The 16465-nt window shown below is 51.4% G+C and carries 14 protein-coding genes; 4 read left to right on the top strand and 10 right to left on the bottom strand.

Annotated features, from left to right (window positions below; all coding sequences use genetic code 11):
* Window positions 1-34: 34 nt before the first annotated feature.
* Window positions 35-1117, bottom strand: a complete 1083-nt coding sequence (gene pheA, locus ACM67B_RS02925) for a prephenate dehydratase (RefSeq protein WP_416190083.1) — start codon at window positions 1115-1117, stop codon at window positions 35-37.
* Window positions 1118-1276: 159 nt separating this feature from the next.
* A complete protein-coding gene (locus tag ACM67B_RS02920) occupies window positions 1277-2512 on the bottom strand; it encodes a multidrug effflux MFS transporter (RefSeq protein WP_416190082.1) in 1236 nt (411 codons plus the stop codon).
* Between the two features lie 260 nt (window positions 2513-2772).
* Here ACM67B_RS02920 and ACM67B_RS02915 point away from each other — a divergent pair, with 260 nt between their 5' ends.
* Window positions 2773-4302, top strand: a complete 1530-nt coding sequence (locus ACM67B_RS02915) for a helicase HerA-like domain-containing protein (protein WP_416190081.1) — start codon at window positions 2773-2775, stop codon at window positions 4300-4302.
* 63 nt (window positions 4303-4365) lie between these two features.
* Here ACM67B_RS02915 and ACM67B_RS02910 read toward each other — a convergent pair whose 3' ends face one another.
* The 3 genes from ACM67B_RS02910 to ACM67B_RS02900 form a co-directional block, all read right to left on the bottom strand.
* A complete protein-coding gene (locus tag ACM67B_RS02910; RefSeq protein WP_416190080.1) occupies window positions 4366-4926 on the bottom strand; it encodes a cysteine hydrolase family protein in 561 nt (186 codons plus the stop codon).
* Between the two features lie 186 nt (window positions 4927-5112).
* On the bottom strand, window positions 5113-7092 hold the full coding sequence (locus ACM67B_RS02905; protein ID WP_416190079.1) for a DNA topoisomerase IV subunit B: 1980 nt from the start codon (window positions 7090-7092) through the stop codon (window positions 5113-5115).
* A 126-nt stretch (window positions 7093-7218) separates the two neighbouring features.
* Window positions 7219-7743: an RNA pyrophosphohydrolase gene (locus tag ACM67B_RS02900; protein ID WP_095503725.1), complete on the bottom strand. Its 525-nt coding sequence runs from the start codon at window positions 7741-7743 to the stop codon at window positions 7219-7221.
* A 336-nt stretch (window positions 7744-8079) separates the two neighbouring features.
* Here ACM67B_RS02900 and ACM67B_RS02895 point away from each other — a divergent pair, with 336 nt between their 5' ends.
* Window positions 8080-9228, top strand: a complete 1149-nt coding sequence (locus ACM67B_RS02895) for a polyamine ABC transporter substrate-binding protein (RefSeq protein WP_416190078.1) — start codon at window positions 8080-8082, stop codon at window positions 9226-9228.
* A 106-nt stretch (window positions 9229-9334) separates the two neighbouring features.
* Here the strand turns inward: ACM67B_RS02895 and ACM67B_RS02890 are convergent, their stop codons facing one another.
* The 4 genes from ACM67B_RS02890 to ACM67B_RS02875 form a co-directional block, all read right to left on the bottom strand.
* Window positions 9335-10996: an electron transfer flavoprotein-ubiquinone oxidoreductase gene (locus ACM67B_RS02890; RefSeq protein WP_416190077.1), complete on the bottom strand. Its 1662-nt coding sequence runs from the start codon at window positions 10994-10996 to the stop codon at window positions 9335-9337.
* A 138-nt stretch (window positions 10997-11134) separates the two neighbouring features.
* Window positions 11135-12049: a metal ABC transporter solute-binding protein, Zn/Mn family gene (locus tag ACM67B_RS02885; protein ID WP_416190076.1), complete on the bottom strand. Its 915-nt coding sequence runs from the start codon at window positions 12047-12049 to the stop codon at window positions 11135-11137.
* A gap of 82 nt (window positions 12050-12131) precedes the next feature.
* Window positions 12132-13007 carry a metal ABC transporter permease gene (locus ACM67B_RS02880; RefSeq protein ID WP_095503217.1) on the bottom strand — a complete coding sequence of 292 codons (876 nt, stop codon included), beginning with the start codon at window positions 13005-13007 and terminating at the stop codon, window positions 12132-12134.
* Between the two features lie 98 nt (window positions 13008-13105).
* Window positions 13106-13831 carry a metal ABC transporter ATP-binding protein gene (locus tag ACM67B_RS02875; protein ID WP_416190075.1) on the bottom strand — a complete coding sequence of 242 codons (726 nt, stop codon included), beginning with the start codon at window positions 13829-13831 and terminating at the stop codon, window positions 13106-13108.
* 267 nt (window positions 13832-14098) lie between these two features.
* Here ACM67B_RS02875 and ACM67B_RS02870 point away from each other — a divergent pair, with 267 nt between their 5' ends.
* Together ACM67B_RS02870 and cytX are read left to right on the top strand one after the other, a co-directional pair.
* Complete coding sequence (locus tag ACM67B_RS02870) at window positions 14099-14401, top strand: DUF2288 domain-containing protein (RefSeq protein WP_416190074.1); 303 nt, start codon at window positions 14099-14101, stop codon at window positions 14399-14401.
* Window positions 14402-14591: 190 nt separating this feature from the next.
* Complete coding sequence (gene cytX, locus ACM67B_RS02865; protein WP_416190073.1) at window positions 14592-15791, top strand: putative hydroxymethylpyrimidine transporter CytX; 1200 nt, start codon at window positions 14592-14594, stop codon at window positions 15789-15791.
* Window positions 15792-15938: 147 nt separating this feature from the next.
* Here cytX and ACM67B_RS02860 read toward each other — a convergent pair whose 3' ends face one another.
* The gene (locus ACM67B_RS02860; protein ID WP_416190072.1) at window positions 15939-16355 is read right to left on the bottom strand and encodes a phage virion morphogenesis protein; all 417 of its coding nucleotides are present in this window, start codon (window positions 16353-16355) and stop codon (window positions 15939-15941) included.
* Window positions 16356-16465 lie beyond the last annotated feature (110 nt).

The following is a 16465-nucleotide window of genomic DNA, read 5'->3' as shown; positions in this document are numbered from 1 at the left end:
TAGGTTTCAGACGGCCTTTTGTTTATTAAAAACCTTACAACACCACAGTCGGATACGAGCCAATCACTTTAACAAACGATGCGCGTTCGCTCAATAATTGCAGGGCTTTTTGCACGCGTTCATCGTCTTTATGGCCTTCAATATCAATGAAGAACAAATATTCCCACAAAGCCGATTTGCTCGGGCGGCTCTCAAATTTGGTCATGGAAATGCCCAAATCGGTAAACGGCTGCAGCAAGCCCATCACTGCACCGGCGCGGTTTGGTGTTGAAATCACCAATGAAGTTTTGTCGCTGCCGGTGCTGCTGGTATCTTGATGGCCAAGCACCAAAAAGCGCGTGGTATTGTTCGGTTCATCTTCGATGCAGTCTCCGGCAATGTTTAATTGATAAATTTCCGCTGCAGTAATACCAGCAATTGCGGCTAAGGTGCCATCATCAGACTCAGCCACAATACGTGCGGCTTCGGCATTGCTGGAAACCGGAATACGCTCGGCATTGGGCAGGTTGCGACCCAGCCAGTCGTTACATTGCGCCAAGGCTTGTGCGTGGGCAAAAACTTTAGTCACGCCGTTGATTTCGTAGCTGTTTTTGCGCAGCAAATTGTGATGAATGCGCACCACCACTTCACCGCAGGCTTTAAGCGCCGATACGGCCAGCAAATCCAAGGTGCGGCCGATTGAGCCTTCGGTCGAATTTTCCACCGGCGCCACCAAATAATCGGCTTGGCGCGTTTCCACCATTTTGAAACAATCATCCACAGTAGTGCAGGCTTGGGTATAAGCCGCATGGCCGAAATGCTTGATGGCGGCCTGCTGGGTAAACGTGCCTTGCGGGCCTAAATAAGCGATGGTCAGCGGGCGCTCCACCGCCAGACATTCGCTCATGATTTCGCGGAACAGGCGCGCCACCGATTCATTCGGCAACGGGCCTTCGTTCAATGCCTGAATGCGGCGCAATACGGCGGCTTCGCGCTCGGGGCGATATACTGTGCCGGTGCCTTTGAGTTCGCCAATGGCATGGGCATGGCCGGCGCGTTGGTTCAACAGGCGCAATACGGTGGCGTCGATTTCGTCAATCGCATCGCGGTGAGGTTTTAACTGTTCATCAATCGACATGATGTTTCTCTTGCATGATTCGTGAATTTAGCGATTTTAGCATTAAACAGGCCGTCTGAAAGACTTTCAGACGGCCTGATAATAGAAATTAAAGCATTAAAGCCCAATGATTGTAGAAAAACAGTATTTCATTGCACCAATCAGGTAAAACTACTATTTTTATTTAAACTCGCCGCGGTTTTTATCATTTTCAATCCACGCTTCATGCGAACACACCCACAGCAACACAATACCGCACACCGTCGCCGTGAGCATCATCACCGGCATAATCAAGGCGGTGCCGTTGTGCAGCCATGTGGTCAGCATCCCCATCACCGCGCCAATCACCGATTGACACACGCCCAACACCGCATTGGCGCTGCCACCTTCTTTCTTGAAATAGCTCATAAAGCACGCCTGCGTATTGGCACCGACCAAACCTTGCGTGCCGACAGACAGCATCACACAACCGACCAGCGCCCACATCGGCGGCAAACCGCTCACCAACACCAGCAGTACCATCGATAAATTGGCGACAAACTGAATAATAATGCCCCAGCGCAAAATATTCTGCGGATGCACACCGGTTTTCAAGCGCCATGCTGTTACGCGGTTGAACAAGGCCATGGTGATGATGTTCAAACCGAAAATCCACGCATAGCCGTGCGACGACACTTCGTATAAGTGCATATACACAAACGAAGATTCAGTCAAAAAAGCAAACATCGAAGCAAAACTGAATGCTTGGAAAAACAGATAACCCATCGCGCCTTTATTGCGCAATACATGCTTAAACCGGCCACCGACCACAGCAAAAATCTCGCGGCTGATTTTATCGGTGCGCGTCGGTTTGGGCAGGAAAAATGTTACCAACACCAACAATAACACGCTATAAGCGGTTAAAAACCAGAAAATCGCGCGCCAACCGCCCAAACTCTGCAACAACGCGCCGACCATCGGTGCCATCAGCGGCACAATCATCAAAATAATGCCAATCAGCGCAAACATCTGCGCCGCTTTACGCCCATCGTAATGGTCGCGCACCAAAGCACCGACCACCACCACCGTCATGCCTGCGCCAAACGCCTGCAGCGCACGCAAGGTCAGCAATTGGTCGACGTTGCTGATCATCGTCAGTCCCAGCACGCTGATGAAATGCAGCACCAGGCCGACCAACGCCACCGGTTTGCGCCCTTTGATGTCCGACACCGAGCCACCGACCAATTGGCCAAATGCCGCACCAAACATAAACATACTCAGGCTCTGCTCGATTCGATGGATATTCGAACCCAAGTTTTCTGCCATTTCGGGAATCGCCGGCAGATACGCATCAATCGAAAACGGCATCAGCGCAATCAACATCGCCATCAATACCGCCATCTGCTTTTCGCCCAAAGGCTTTTTCGCAGCAGTCATAACTTCTTTCTGTTCACATTAAAATAAACCGCGCTAGGCGGTTGAAAAACCTAAAATTATAGCCCATATCAGATTGCTTTGAAAGCACAAAGCCGTCTGAAAACAGGGTAATATTCAAAACCGTGTTTCAGACGGCCTGTTCCTATTGCCTTAAAGGCCGTCTGAAAAATCCAACACCCGCGCCAATGTCATTGCACCCTGCTTCATTTCATAAGAAAATAAGCGTTTACCTGATTATCCGAATCCGAGAGGAAACCTGCATGACCACCTTCCCTATCGCCCGCGTCGGCGATGTCTCTCTTGAAATCCAAGGAAAAATGGCCAACCGCCACGGCCTGATTGCCGGCGCGACCGGTACCGGTAAAACCGTGACCCTGCGCCGCATGGCTGAAGCCTTCAGCAACCAAGGCGTGCCGGTATTTTTGGTGGACGTCAAAGGCGACTTATCAGGCATTTCACAAGCTGGTGCCGCAAGCGGTAAGGTGGGTGAACGCATTGCTGAATTTGGATTGGGCGATGAGTGGCTGCAAAATTTCCCTGTGCGTTTTTGGGACGTATTCGGCGAAACCGGCATTCCCGTGCGCGTGACCGTATCTGAAATGGGCCCGATGCTGCTGGCGCGTTTGATGAATTTGAACAACACTCAAGAGGGCTTGTTGAATTTGGTGTTCAAAGTGGCCGACGACCGCGGCTGGCACATTTTGGATTTGAAAGACCTGCGCAGCATGTTGAAACACGTTTCCGATCATGCCGCCGAATACCGCACCCAATACGGCAACGTTTCTGCCGCCAGTATCGGCGCGATTCAACGCCAATTACTGACCTTGGAAAACGAGGGAGCCAATGATTTCTTTGGCGAGCCGGCGCTGAATTTGGAAGACTGGATGCAGTCTGAAAACGGCAAAGGCGTGATTAACATCTTGAATTCGGAAAGACTGATGCGCTCGCCGCGTATGTATAGTGCGTTTTTGTTGTGGATGCTGGCCGAATTGTTTGAAATGCTGCCCGAAGTCGGCGACCCGGAAAAGCCAAAATTCGTGATGTTCTTCGACGAAGCACATTTGATGTTCGACAACGCCGCGACCGCATTGGTAGAACAAGTCGAGCAAGTGGTGCGCCTGATTCGCTCCAAAGGCGTGGGCGTGTATTTCGTGACGCAAAACCCACTCGATTTGCCGGATACCATTCTCGGCCAATTGGGTAACCGCGTGCAACACGCCCTGCGCGCCTTTACGCCACGCGACCAAAAAGCCGTGCGCGCCGCTGCCGAAACCTTCCGCAGCAACCCGAATATCAAAGTTGCCGAAACCATCGCCGAACTGGGTGTGGGCGAAGCTTTGGTGTCCTTCTTAGATGAAAAAGGCATGCCTGCACCGGTGGAACGCGCTTATGTTCTGCCGCCGCAATCCGCGTTGACCCCGTTATCCAAAGAAGAGCGAGATGCCTTGTATCAACGCGACGATCTGTATCCGACCTACAAAGACATGATCGATAACTACTCGGCTTTTGAAGCCTTAGCTGAACTTGACAGCGAACAAGCTGCGGCCAAACAAGCGGAAGAAGCCGCCAAAGCGCAGGCGCAAGCCGAAAAAGAAGCGGCCAAAGCCCAAGCCAACCAAGACCCGGGCTTACTCGGTGGTTTTATCGGCGGCCTAACCGGGGGACGTAAAAAATCCGGCCAAGGCATTGGTTACAATGTAGCCGATGCCGTTGGCAGCCAAATCAACCGCAAAGTGACCAACGCCATTTCCCGCAGCGTGATGGGCATTATTAAAAGTCTGTTGAAATAATCAGTGAAAACAAAGGCCGTCTGAAATATTCAGACGGCCTTGATTTTTATATCGAATCAATCATCAAACCAATTTTGCCAAATTATCCGCAGTATCCACATTAGCATACGCAAACGCCAATGCCGACATATACGCCGCGTGTACATCGGCCGCAGCCACGGTTTTACTGCCGAATTCCAAATCGCGTGTCGCGCACGCATCATGGGCAACATGGCATTGGTAGCCCAAATCGGCCGCCGCACGAGTAGCCGCATCGATACACATATGGCTCATCGCACCGATAATCAGCAAGCGCTCAATGCCTTGCGCCTGCAATTGCGCGTGTAAATCAGTGGTGCCGCGGAAGCTGTTGATTTCATGCTTGGTAATGACCGCTTCACCTTCTTTTGGTTCAAATAAAGGATGAAACTGCACGCCATCGCTGTTTTCCGCAAAAAACGGCGCATTCTCTCCGGCAAACACATGGCGCACATGAAACACAGGCAAGTTTTTGTCGCGGAACACCTTCAACAATTTTGCGCCCTGCTCCGCTGCCGCTTCGGTGCCGACCAAAGGAAATTTGGCACCTTCAAAGCTTGGGAAATAATCGTTTTGGAAATCGACAATCAATAATGCAGTTTTCATGTTACAGCTCCTTGCGGTGTAAAAGATGGGAATCAAAACCGCAGTCTAGCCGTAATTGGATGGCGCTAATAGTGTGTTTTGAATCAAAAAACAAAAGAATCGGGTCAATAATAACCCGATTCTTTTGTTTAGGCCGTCTGAAAAAGATAGCTTGTTTTCAGACGGCCTCCATCACAATCCATTCAATCAAATATCCACTTCCGCCGTATCGCCTTCCGCTTCCATCCACGCGCGGCGGCTGGCGGCTTCGCCTTTACCCATCAGCTTCACGAAAATGTCGTAGGTTTCGTCGCTGCTGTCTTCGGGAATCTGCACTTGCAACAAGCGGCGGGTATCGGGGTGCATGGTGGTGTCTTTAAGCTGGTCGGGGTTCATCTCACCCAAGCCTTTGAAGCGGCTAATAGAATAGGTGGTTTCTTTCACGCCTTCTTTTTGCAGGCGCTCTAAAATGCCATCGAGCTCGGCTTGGTCAAGCGCGTAAAATTTACGGGCAGGCTTGGATTTGCCTTGTGCATTCACATCGACACGGAACAACGGCGGCTGGGCAACGTAAATATGGCCGTCTGAAACCAATTTCGGGAAATGACGGTAAAACAGGGTCAGCAGCAACACTTGAATATGCGAACCATCCACGTCGGCATCAGACAAAATGGCGATTTTGCCGTAGCGTAAGCCGCTTAAATCGGGATTGTCGTTCACACCGTGCGGATCGACGCCGATGGCCACGGAAATATCATGGATTTCCGCATTGCCGAACAGTTGGTCGGGATGCACTTCAAAGCTGTTCAACACTTTACCGCGCAAAGGCAAAATGGCTTGGGTGGCTTTGTCGCGCGCCAGTTTGGCCGAACCGCCGGCTGAGTCGCCCTCAACCAAAAATAGCTCGTTTTCGCGCACGTCTTCGCTTTCGCAGTCGGTGAGTTTACCGGGCAACACGGCCACGCCGCTGCCTTTTTTCTTCTCGATTTTTTTCACCGAACGCATCCGCGCCTGCGCCTGTTTGATCGCCAATTCGGCGATTTTTTTACCAGCTTCGACGTTTTGGTTCAGCCACAATTCCAACGGGTCGCCCGATACGGCAGCCACCAGCTTCAGCGCATCGCGGTTGGTGAGTTTGTCTTTGGTTTGGCCTTGAAATTGCGGGTCGAGCACGCGCGCGCTCAAGACAAAAGCGACTTTGTTGAACACGTCATCGCTTTGCACTTTCACGCCGCGCGGCAATAAATTGTGCAGCGTGATGAAGTTGTTAACGGCGTTGAACACGGCTTGTTTCAAACCGGCTTCGTGTGTGCCGCCGAGCGGGGTCGGAATCAGGTTGACATAGCTTTCATTGGCGCACGTGCCTTCTTCCAGCCAAGTCAGCGCAAAGGCCGCGCCTTCACCCACGGCAAAATCGCTGTCGTGGCCGTCTGAAATATAGTTTTCGCTGGCAAATAGCGGCACGGCTTCTTGCGCTTCGTTGATTAAATCCATCAGGTAGCTTTTCAGGCCGTTGGGGTAATGCCATGTTTGCGTTTGTGGCTCGGTTTCGCCTTTTACCGGACGCGTCAGCGACACGGTCACACCCGGCAGCAACACGGCTTTGGCGCGCAACAGACGTTCTAATTCGGGAATGCTGTATTGCGGTGATTCGAAATATTTGCCGTCCGGCCACACGCGCACTTCGGTGCCTGAATCTTTCACCGCGCATTTGCCGATTTCGCTTAAGGGTTCAATCACATCGCCGCCGGCAAACACGATGCGGTGGATTTTGCCTTCGCGCTTAACGGTCACTTCCAAGCGTTTCGACAGCGCATTGGTCACCGACACACCCACGCCGTGCAGGCCACCTGAAAAAGCATAAGCACCGCCGTCTTTTTTATTGAACTTTCCGCCTGCGTGCAATTGGGTAAACACCAGCGCCACCACCGGCAAACCTTCCACCGGATGCATGCCGGTCGGAATGCCGCGGCCATTGTCGCGCACAGATAAAGAACCGTCATCGTGTATCGTCACGCCGATTTCGCTGGCGAAGCCACCCAAGGCTTCATCAGCAGCGTTGTCGATAACTTCCTGGCAGATATGGGTCGGACTGTCGGTGCGGGTGTACATGCCCGGACGCTCTTTCACCGGCTCCAAGCCTTTTAAGACGGTAATACTGGATTCACTGTATGATGTTTTGCTCATGTTTTGCTGTGCTGCCTATAATCGTTTGGGCGGTATTCTAACACAATGACCGCCATTTCAAACGGCCCGTCAAGATTGTTGGACTATAAAATAAAAACGCTTTCAGACGACCTGAAAGCGCTTACCTTACTTCTCTTTTTGCTGCTGAATACGCTGGGCAAATTCGCCATAAGTTTCCACGCTGCGCACAAAGCGCGATAATTCCGTGAGTGCACCCAAATACACATCGCGTTTGAAATCAATCACTTCATCCACCGGTGCCCAATAATCGTGCCAACGCCAGCCGTCAAACTCAGGATGGTGCGTGGCGCGCAGGTTGACATCGCTCTCACGGCCGACCAAGCGCAGCAAATACCATATCTGCTTCTGACCGCGGTATGAGCCGCGCCACTCACGGCGCACCCAATGCGTCGGCACATCGTAACGCAGCCAATCGCGCGTGCGGCCTAAAATTTTCACGTGTTGCGGCAACAGGCCCACTTCTTCCAGCAATTCACGGTACATCGCCGTTTCCGGACTTTCGCCCGGCTTGATGCCGCCTTGCGGAAACTGCCACGAATGCTCGCGCACACGCTTGCCCCAAAATACTTGATTCTTATCGTTCGTAAGGATAATACCGACATTGGGGCGATAGCCTTCTCTGTCTAACACGGTCTCGCCCTTTAAAAATTTAATCTGCCGATTTTCCCACAAATCATACGGTTTTGACAAATCAACACAACATTTCTGAGGCCGTCTGAAAAATTTTATCGTTTGCAGATAAACCCATAGCAAAAAACACCGGCAAAAGTGTCATTTTACCGCTTTTAAACTATTGCATTTGCAAGGTTTTTAACGTTTAATGCAAGCTTGCTGAATCAAGGACGGCACGAGGTATCTAGCGCCTGCCGCCCCCACCACAGTTTCCCTTTTGTATGTGGTTTAAAGGTTAAATCCTTTGCCCACCGCTGCAATTTATTCCATTTCCCGACAAAAGGACTGTACACCATGAAAAAAACCTTCCTCACCGCCTGCATCACATTAGCATTGGCGGCCTGCGGCGGCTCTGAAAAACCGGCCGAAACCACCGCGCCACAAGCCAGCGAACCACAACAAGCCGCACCGCAATCCAGCAATCTGAATATCTACAACTGGTCTGACTACGTTGATCCGCAAACCTTGGCCGATTTTGAGAAAAACAACAACATCAAAGTCCGCTACGATTATTACGACAGCAACGAAGCCTTGGAAGCCAAAGTATTGACCGGCAAATCCGGTTACGACTTGGTTGCTCCATCTATTGCCAATGTCGGCCGCCAAATCAAAGCCGGCGCATATCAAGAAATCGACAAGAGCCAGATTTCCAACTACAACAACATTGACCCTGACCTGTTGTCGCTGATGGCCAGTGTTGACCCGAACAACAAATATGCCGTGCCTTATTTCTGGGGCATCAACACCTTGGCAATTAACAAAGACTTGGTTGCCAAAGCTTTAGGTAGCGATACTTTGCCTGAAAACGAATGGGATTTGGTGTTCAACCCCGAATACACTGCTAAGCTGAAATCTTGTGGTATCAGCTACTTAGACAGCGCCATTGAACAAATGCCGCTGGCCTTGAACTACATCGGCAAAGACCCGAACAGCGAAAACGCCGACGACCTCAAAGCCGCGGTTGATATGATGAAAAAAGTGCGCGGTGACGTGAAACGATTCAGCTCGTCAGGCTACATCGACGACATGGCCAACGGCAACTTGTGCGTGGCTGTGGGCTATGGCGGCGACTTGAACATCGCCAAAAACCGCGCCATCGAAGCCAACAACGGCGTCAATCTGCAAGTATTGACCCCGAAAACCGGCGTGGGTATTTGGATTGATTCTTTCATGATTCCACGTGATGCGCAAAACGTGGCCAATGCACACAAATACATCAACTACACGCTCGACCCGCAAGTGGCGGCGAAAAACGGCTCATTCGTGACCTACGCACCAGCCAGCCAACCGGCGCGTAAATTGATGGATGCCAAGCTTTCAGAAGACACGTCTATCTTCCCAAGCAAAGAAGTAATGGATAAGAGCTTCGTGATTTCACCAAAATCACCTGAAACCAGCAAATTAAGCGTACGCTTGTGGCAAGGTTTGAAAGCCGGCCAATAAAGTGAGGCTTTAATAAAGAAGGCCGTCTGAAACATTGTGTTTCAGACGGCCTTTTCGTTTGATAAACAAAAATTCAACACCAGTAAGCCTAGCTTTTCAGACAGCCTTACATCGCGCCGTAATTCGGACCGCTTGCCCCTTCCGGACAAATCCACACAATATTCTGCGTTGGGTCTTTAATGTCGCAGGTTTTGCAATGCACGCAGTTGGACGCATTAATCTGCAAGTGCGGTGCGCCGTTTTCTTCCACGATTTCATACACCGCCGCCGGACAATAACGCGTTTCCGGTGAAGCATATTCTTTGTGGTTGATGTCGATCATCACTTGCGGATTTTTCAAGGTCAGATGGCTCGGCTGGTTTTCTTCGTGCGCGATATTGGCCAAAAACACGCTGCTCAAGCGGTCGAAAGTCAACACGCCGTCCGGTTTCGGATAGTTAATCGGCTTGCAGGCGGCGGCTTTTTTCAGTTGGTCGTGGTCTTTGCCGTGGTGTTTGAAGGTAAACGGCAGGCGACCTTTGAAAAATAATTGCTCCATACCGGTGTACATCACGCCGAACAGCAAACCCCATTGGAACGACGGGCGCACATTACGCGCGGCATACAATTCGGTATGCGCCCAGCTTTGGTCAAACAAGGCGCGGTATTGCGCCGCTTCTTTGCCCTGCTCCACGCTTTCGACTTCTTCCAAATTATCCAAAATCGGGAACACGGCTTCAGCGGCCAGCAAGCCTGATTTCATGGCGGTGTGAATGCCTTTGATGCGCGGCATATTCAGGAAACCGGCCGCATCGCCGACCAATGCGCCGCCGTTGAATGAAAGCTTGGGAATACTTTGATAACCACCCTCGACCAAAGCACGCGCACCGTACTCAATGCGGCGGCCGCCGGCAAAGGTATCGCGGATGGCCGGATGGGTTTTGAAGCGTTGGAATTCTTCAAATGGCGACAGATAAGGATTTTGGTAATCCAAGCCGACAACGAAGCCAACGGCGACTTTATTGTCGTCTAAATGATAAAGGAACGAGCCGCCGTAGGTTTTGGTGTCGAGCGGCCAACCGCTGCTGTGCAACACCAAGCCTTGTTGGTGTTTTTCCGGCGCGACTTCCCAAATTTCTTTGATGCCAATGCCATAAGTTTGCGCATCGCTGTTTTTATCGAGATCGAAACGTTTAATGATTTGTTGGCTCAATGAACCACGGCAACCTTCGGCAAACAGGGTTTGCTGCGCCCAAAGTTCCATGCCCGGCTGGAAATTGTCGGTCGGCTCGCCGTCTTTGCCCACGCCCATGTTGCCAGTGGCAATGCCCTTTACCGAACCATCGGCATGATAGAGAATTTCCGAAGCAGCAAAGCCCGGGTAGATTTCCACACCAAGCTCTTCCGCCTGCTCGCCCAACCAGCGCACCAATTCGCCCAAGCTGATGATGTAGTTGCCATGGTTGTCGAAATTGGGGGTAACCGGCAGCGGAATGGCACGTTTCTCAGTCAGGAATAATACTTTGTCTTGTGTCACTTCCACGCGCAACGGCGCGCCGCGCTCTTTCCAATCAGGCAGTAATTCCGATAAGGTAATCGGATCAATCACCGCGCCAGATAAGATATGCGCACCCACTTCGGAAGCTTTTTCCACCACGCACACGCTGATTTCGCGCTCGGCGGCTTGAGCAAGCTGCTTGAGTTTGATGGCTGCCGACAAACCTGCCGGACCTGCACCCACAATCACAACATCGTATTGCATGCTGTCGCGTTCAATGGTTTCTATCATGGTTGGTTCCTGAATTTAAAATATATATAGATTTTAAATATATTATACAGCCATATCATATTGTTACCAAACGCTACAAGGCCGTCTGAAAAACAACTTGTTTTTCAGACGGCCTTGTCTCATTACCTTACCCAGCCATTATTTTTTCATGGCATCGGTCATGATTTTCACATTGTAGCGGTACATGCCGACATAGGTATTGGCAGGCGCATTGCCCAAAGCGTCAGAATACAACTGACCACTGACTTTCACGCCGGTTTCTTTGGCGATGCGGTCAATCATGCGCGTGTCTTTGATGTTTTCGGTGAACACGGCTTTAATCCCTTCGCGTTTGATTTGGCGGATAATCGAAGCCACCGTTTTAGCCGATGGCTCTGCCGCGCTGCTCACACCTTGCGGGGCGATGAAATTGATGTTGTAGCGTTTACCCATGTAGGCAAATGCATCATGACCGGTTAACACTTTGCGTTTGCCCACCGGCACGCTGTTGAACGCGGCTTGGGTGTCGCTGTGTAATTTTTTCAGCTGGTTTTGATACGCAGTCAAACGTTGCTCATAATAGGCTTTACCCGCCGGATCGGCTTTAACCAACGCGTCAGATACGTTTTTCGCATAGGTGACCATCAACACAGGGTCGGTCCAAACATGCGGGTCGAATTCGCCGTGGTCGTGATGGTGATGGCCTTCGCCTTCACCGTGATGATGATGGTGATGGCCGCCTTCCGGTGCTTTCAATGGCTGGATGCCTTTAGTGGCTTCGGCAAACGGCACTTTGCTCTGCTGCACGGCACGGCGCACATCGGCACCTTCCAAGCCCAAGCCGTTCAATAATACCAATTTGGCCGCGCGGATTTTCTTCACATCGCCGCTGGTCATGTGATAAGCATGCGAATCTTGGTTTGGACCAACCAGATTGGTCACCGCCACACGCTCGCCCCCCACCTGCTTGGCCACATCACCCAAAATGCTGAAGCTGGTCACCACCGGCAAAGGCGCTGCATAAGCCGCACCGGACAACAACGCCGCAATAACACCCAATTTCCATTGTTTCATGTTTTATTCCTTTTGATATAACGTAACATTTCAGCCATTTTAAAACAGCCTGCCCAGTTAGACAAGCAGGCCGTCTGAAAAATCAACCGACTTTGTGGCGGCGGCGTTTCAGCCATTTGGTGACCACACCACCTTCCCAACCGAACACCACCGAGAATACATACAACACGCCGCAGCACAAAATAATCGCCGGCCCCGATGGAATTTCGATGTGATAAGAAAACAGCAATCCGGCAAAACCGCACAGCAGAGCAATCAAAGCCGCCATCGAAATCATCATGCCCATGCTTTTCGCCCACAAGCGCGCGGTAATCGCCGGCAGCATCATCAAACCGACCGACATCAGCGTGCCGAGCGCTTGGAAACCGGCGACCATGTTCATCACCACCAGCACCAAAAACAGCACATGCCAAAAGCCGCCCTTGCCGTTGACCGCCTTTAAAAACAGCGGGTCAATGCTTTCCAACACCAGTGGTCGGTAAATCACCGCCAAGGCCAGCGCGGTAATCGACGCGGCTGCCGCAATCAGCGTCAACGCCGCCACGTCCACCGCCAACACCGAGCCAAACAGTAAATGCAGCAAATCGACGCTGTCGCCGTTTTTACTCACCAACACCACACCGATGGCCAAGCTGGTTAAGTAAAAAGCAGCGAAGTTGGCATCTTCTTTTAATGTGGTAAAGCGGCTCACCAATCCGGCCAGCAAAGCCATCAGTAAACCGGCCACAAAACCGCCGATGCTCATTGCCGGCAGGCTCAATCCGGCAAACATATAGCCGATGGCCGCACCGGGCAACACGGCATGGCCTAAGGCATCACCGACCAAACTCATGCGGCGCATTACCAAAAATACGCCCACCGGCGCGGCGCTCAACGCCAAGCAGAAAATCGAGGCCAGCGCATAGCGCATGAAATCGAATTCGACAAAAGGCTCGATGAATAATTCGTGAAAATTCATGATGGATTTCTATGATAGGCCGTCTGAACTTCTTTCAGACGGCCTGAATATTGAGAGATGGTTTCAAGCGTTTGATTGATTTGAGGCCGTCTGAAACATTATGCCGCGCACCAATCGACCGATTCTTGCTGCTGCATGGCGGCATTGGCTTGCAGCAGATATTCGTCGGTTAACACATTTTCTGTGGCACCGGCGGCAATTTTTTCCCGTGCAATCAGCAAAGTTTCGGGGAAATACGCGCGCACTTGTTCATAATCGTGCAATACCGCAATCACCGCCTGACCGCTTTGATGACAGCGGCGCAACACATCGAGCAAGGCATAAGTGGTACGCGCATCGATGTGGTTAAACGGTTCATCCAGCAGCAAAAACTTAGCGTTTTGCGCCAACATGCGGGCAAACAACACGCGCTGGAATTGGCCGTTGGACAAATGCGCGATGCTGCGCTGGGCAAATTCGTGCATTTCCACGCGCTCGAGCGCTTCATACACCCGCTTGCGCTGTGCTGCGTTCACACGGCCGAAAAAGCCGATTTCATACCACAAACCCATCGCCGCTAATTCAAACACCGTCATCGGCTGCGTGCGGTCAACTTCGGCCTGCTGCGGCAGATAAGCGATGTCTTTGCGCTGCAAACCCGCCCATTCTATCGTGCCGGTTTCGGCTTTCTCCAAGCCCATCACCGCTTTCAACAGCGTGGATTTACCCGCGCCGTTGGGCCCGAAAATCGCCCACATGCCGTTATCTGGGAACGCCATCGACACATGATGCACCGCCGGACGGCGTTGATAGCTGACGGTTAGGTTATCGACGATAATGCTCATGTGCCGACCGCCCAAAAATAAATGCCCCACAGCGCACCGAGTGCGATCAGCGCAATCAGCAGTCGTTGGAACAATCCGGTTAATAAAATCGAATTCATGGTCAACCCAATGTTTTCAGACGGCCTCTGACAGGCCGTCTGAATAAATAGAAAGTTGTTAATGATACTGTATAACATTATGCTTGTAAATCCGATTCTCCAGCTACAAATCACTACATGATTTGGGTAAAATACGCCCTTTCACCCTAAACACCTGAAAGCACACATCATGTCCGCCCCCTTGCTCAACGAAAAATTAAACACCGAAACCGCCCGCATCGCATGGGCAGAATTGCAACCCCATTTCGCCCGCGGCGCAGCGGTGTATGTGGCACCCGATTTGGATTTGATTGAAATCGCCCGCTACGTTGCCGACGATGCCGCCGCCAAATTGCAGCCTTTGATGGTAGCCGGCAAATTCGGCGTGGTCGGCGAAGACCAAGCGCGTGCGTTTTATGCCGACAATCAGGAAATGTGGGCAGTGGTGGTCGCGCCGTGGGTGTTGGTTCAACCTGTGGTTGAGGCTGTCTGAACGTATCGGCTTTTCGTTTTTTGGTTTCATTAACTCAATTTATGTTTCAGACGGCCTGACTATTCTGTTTGGCCGTCTGAAACCTTTAATCTCTCCCTAAAACGCCGTTTTGATTAGCGCTTGCGGCTGTTCATTCCTATTCCCAAGCCTTATAATCCGCTTGTTATCAGCTATCCTTGCGGGATTCATCATGACATCAAACAAACTTTCCACCGCCGCCAGCGGCCTGATTTGGTTTGGCGCGGCGGTTTCTCTGAGCGAAATCCTCACCGGCACATTTCTCGCGCCTTTGGGTTGGGAACGCGGCGTGCAGGCAGTCATTCTCGGCCACATCATCGGCTGCGCGTTATTTTTCTGCGCGGCATTAATCGGTGCGCAAACCGGCAAAAGCGCGATGGAAACAGTGCAACGCTCGTTCGGCATACGCGGTTCGGTCTTGTTTTCCAGCGCCAACGTATTGCAACTTATCGGCTGGACAGCCATTATGATTTACACCGGTGCACAAATTGCCGCGGCGTTGAGCGATTCGCTGTGGGGTTTCGGCTCGCAAGCAGCTTGGGGCATCATCGTTGGCCTGATGATTGTCGGCTGGCTTTACCGCGGCGGCAGCGATGTGGGTCTACTGAAAAAAATCTCGCTGGGTTTGATGCTGTTGGTAACAATATGGCTGAGCGTGCGCGTGTTCGGTAACACCAGCGGCATGCAAACGGTTGAAGGGCAAATGTCATTCGGCTTGGCAGTCGAGCTTTCGGCCGTGATGCCTTTGTCTTGGCTGCCTTTAGTGGCCGACTATACCCGCCGCGCTGCCAAACCAAAAGCCGCCACCATTGCTGCGACTTTGGCTTATTTTATCACCAGCACATGGATGTATTTATTGGGCTTGGGCGCAGTATTGTTTTTACAGGAATCAGATATTGCCAAGATTTTCCTGATGGCCGGTATCGGCATCGGCGGCGTGTTGGTGGTGATTTTATCCACCGTGACCACCACTTATTTAGATGCTTATTCCGCCGGCGTGAGCAGCAAAACCATTTTCAGCAAAGCCAATGAAATCCACGTCGGCGCGGTCGTGACCATCATCGGCGCTATCTTAGCAATCACCCTGCCCGTCACCCAGTTTGAAAGCTTTTTGCTGATGATTGGCTCGGTGTTCGCACCAATGGTGGCGATTTTGATTGCCGACTATTTTGTGCTCAAACACGACGCGTCAAAGCACGAATTTGATTTTGTCGGTTTAAGCTTGTGGCTAGCCGGTTTCTTGCTCTATCGCAACTTCTTAACCAGCGAAACACCGCTAGGTATTACCTTTCCGGTGATGGCGGTGATTTTCGTGGTAACGATTATTGTGCGCAAATTGATTAGTGTGCGCGTAGGGGTGACAGCGAAATAAATGAATAGAAATAAAACTGCCTGAATGATTTTTTATTTTTTCAGACGGTCAAGACCTTTGCAAAATACCGTACTTGATTACTCTAAATTAAGGCTGAGCGGAAAGCGCAGGCATATCATAAAGCGCGTTTTTCAGGCCGTCTGAAAATCAGCCGATCAGATTGGCGAAATAATCCTGCACATCATCCATTAAAGCCTGCTTGTCGTCGTTGCTCAAAACCAAAAATTCACGCTGCGGAATACGCACCTTGCGGCCACGTCCCGCCATGCCACCAAAATTGTGAATCGCAGCATAAACCAGATTGGTGCCGACCAGCGCGGTATCGTTATCGGAAGAAGTGCTGAAGCTGTTGCGCAGCGCACCGGTATCGTTCAGCGGCTTGCCGTTGCGGTATTTCAGCCCCAACCATTTCGGACGGCCGCCCGCACGGAAATTATCACGCACGCCTTTGCGCATGGTTTCCGATAAGCGGCGCATAAGCAGATAGCGGTTTTCCACACCGTTACCCAAGCGTTCGAGCTGGTTTTGCACCACAAACAGGTTGTCGATTCGGACTTCAATCATGTTATAATCTCTTTAAAGGAACTAGAAAAGCGATGAATCTCCCGTTCGCAGCCTGCCCGTAAGGGTGTGAGAGAGCGTGTGCCGGCGGTGGGAGCCCGGCCTAGTTCCTT

It is taken from the genome of Neisseria sp. CCUG17229, from assembly GCF_047839235.1.
Taxonomy (GTDB): Bacteria; Pseudomonadota; Gammaproteobacteria; order Burkholderiales; family Neisseriaceae; genus Neisseria; species Neisseria brasiliensis.
This window is presented reverse-complemented; position numbering and strand designations above follow the sequence as displayed.

What these genes read in the sequence shown, in the direction of transcription:
- pheA (WP_416190083.1), bottom strand. Translation starts at nt 1,117, where the DNA reads ATGTCGATTGATGAACAGTTAAAACCTCACCGCGATGCGATTGACGAA.
- ACM67B_RS02920 (WP_416190082.1), bottom strand. Translation starts at nt 2,512, where the DNA reads ATGACTGCTGCGAAAAAGCCTTTGGGCGAAAAGCAGATGGCGGTATTG.
- ACM67B_RS02915 (WP_416190081.1), top strand. Translation starts at nt 2,773, where the DNA reads ATGACCACCTTCCCTATCGCCCGCGTCGGCGATGTCTCTCTTGAAATC.
- ACM67B_RS02910 (WP_416190080.1), bottom strand. Translation starts at nt 4,926, where the DNA reads ATGAAAACTGCATTATTGATTGTCGATTTCCAAAACGATTATTTCCCA.
- ACM67B_RS02905 (WP_416190079.1), bottom strand. Translation starts at nt 7,092, where the DNA reads ATGAGCAAAACATCATACAGTGAATCCAGTATTACCGTCTTAAAAGGC.
- ACM67B_RS02895 (WP_416190078.1), top strand. Translation starts at nt 8,080, where the DNA reads ATGAAAAAAACCTTCCTCACCGCCTGCATCACATTAGCATTGGCGGCC.
- ACM67B_RS02890 (WP_416190077.1), bottom strand. Translation starts at nt 10,996, where the DNA reads ATGATAGAAACCATTGAACGCGACAGCATGCAATACGATGTTGTGATT.
- ACM67B_RS02885 (WP_416190076.1), bottom strand. Translation starts at nt 12,049, where the DNA reads ATGAAACAATGGAAATTGGGTGTTATTGCGGCGTTGTTGTCCGGTGCG.
- ACM67B_RS02880 (WP_095503217.1), bottom strand. Translation starts at nt 13,007, where the DNA reads ATGAATTTTCACGAATTATTCATCGAGCCTTTTGTCGAATTCGATTTC.
- ACM67B_RS02875 (WP_416190075.1), bottom strand. Translation starts at nt 13,831, where the DNA reads ATGAGCATTATCGTCGATAACCTAACCGTCAGCTATCAACGCCGTCCG.
- ACM67B_RS02870 (WP_416190074.1), top strand. Translation starts at nt 14,099, where the DNA reads ATGTCCGCCCCCTTGCTCAACGAAAAATTAAACACCGAAACCGCCCGC.
- cytX (WP_416190073.1), top strand. Translation starts at nt 14,592, where the DNA reads ATGACATCAAACAAACTTTCCACCGCCGCCAGCGGCCTGATTTGGTTT.
- ACM67B_RS02860 (WP_416190072.1), bottom strand. Translation starts at nt 16,355, where the DNA reads ATGATTGAAGTCCGAATCGACAACCTGTTTGTGGTGCAAAACCAGCTC.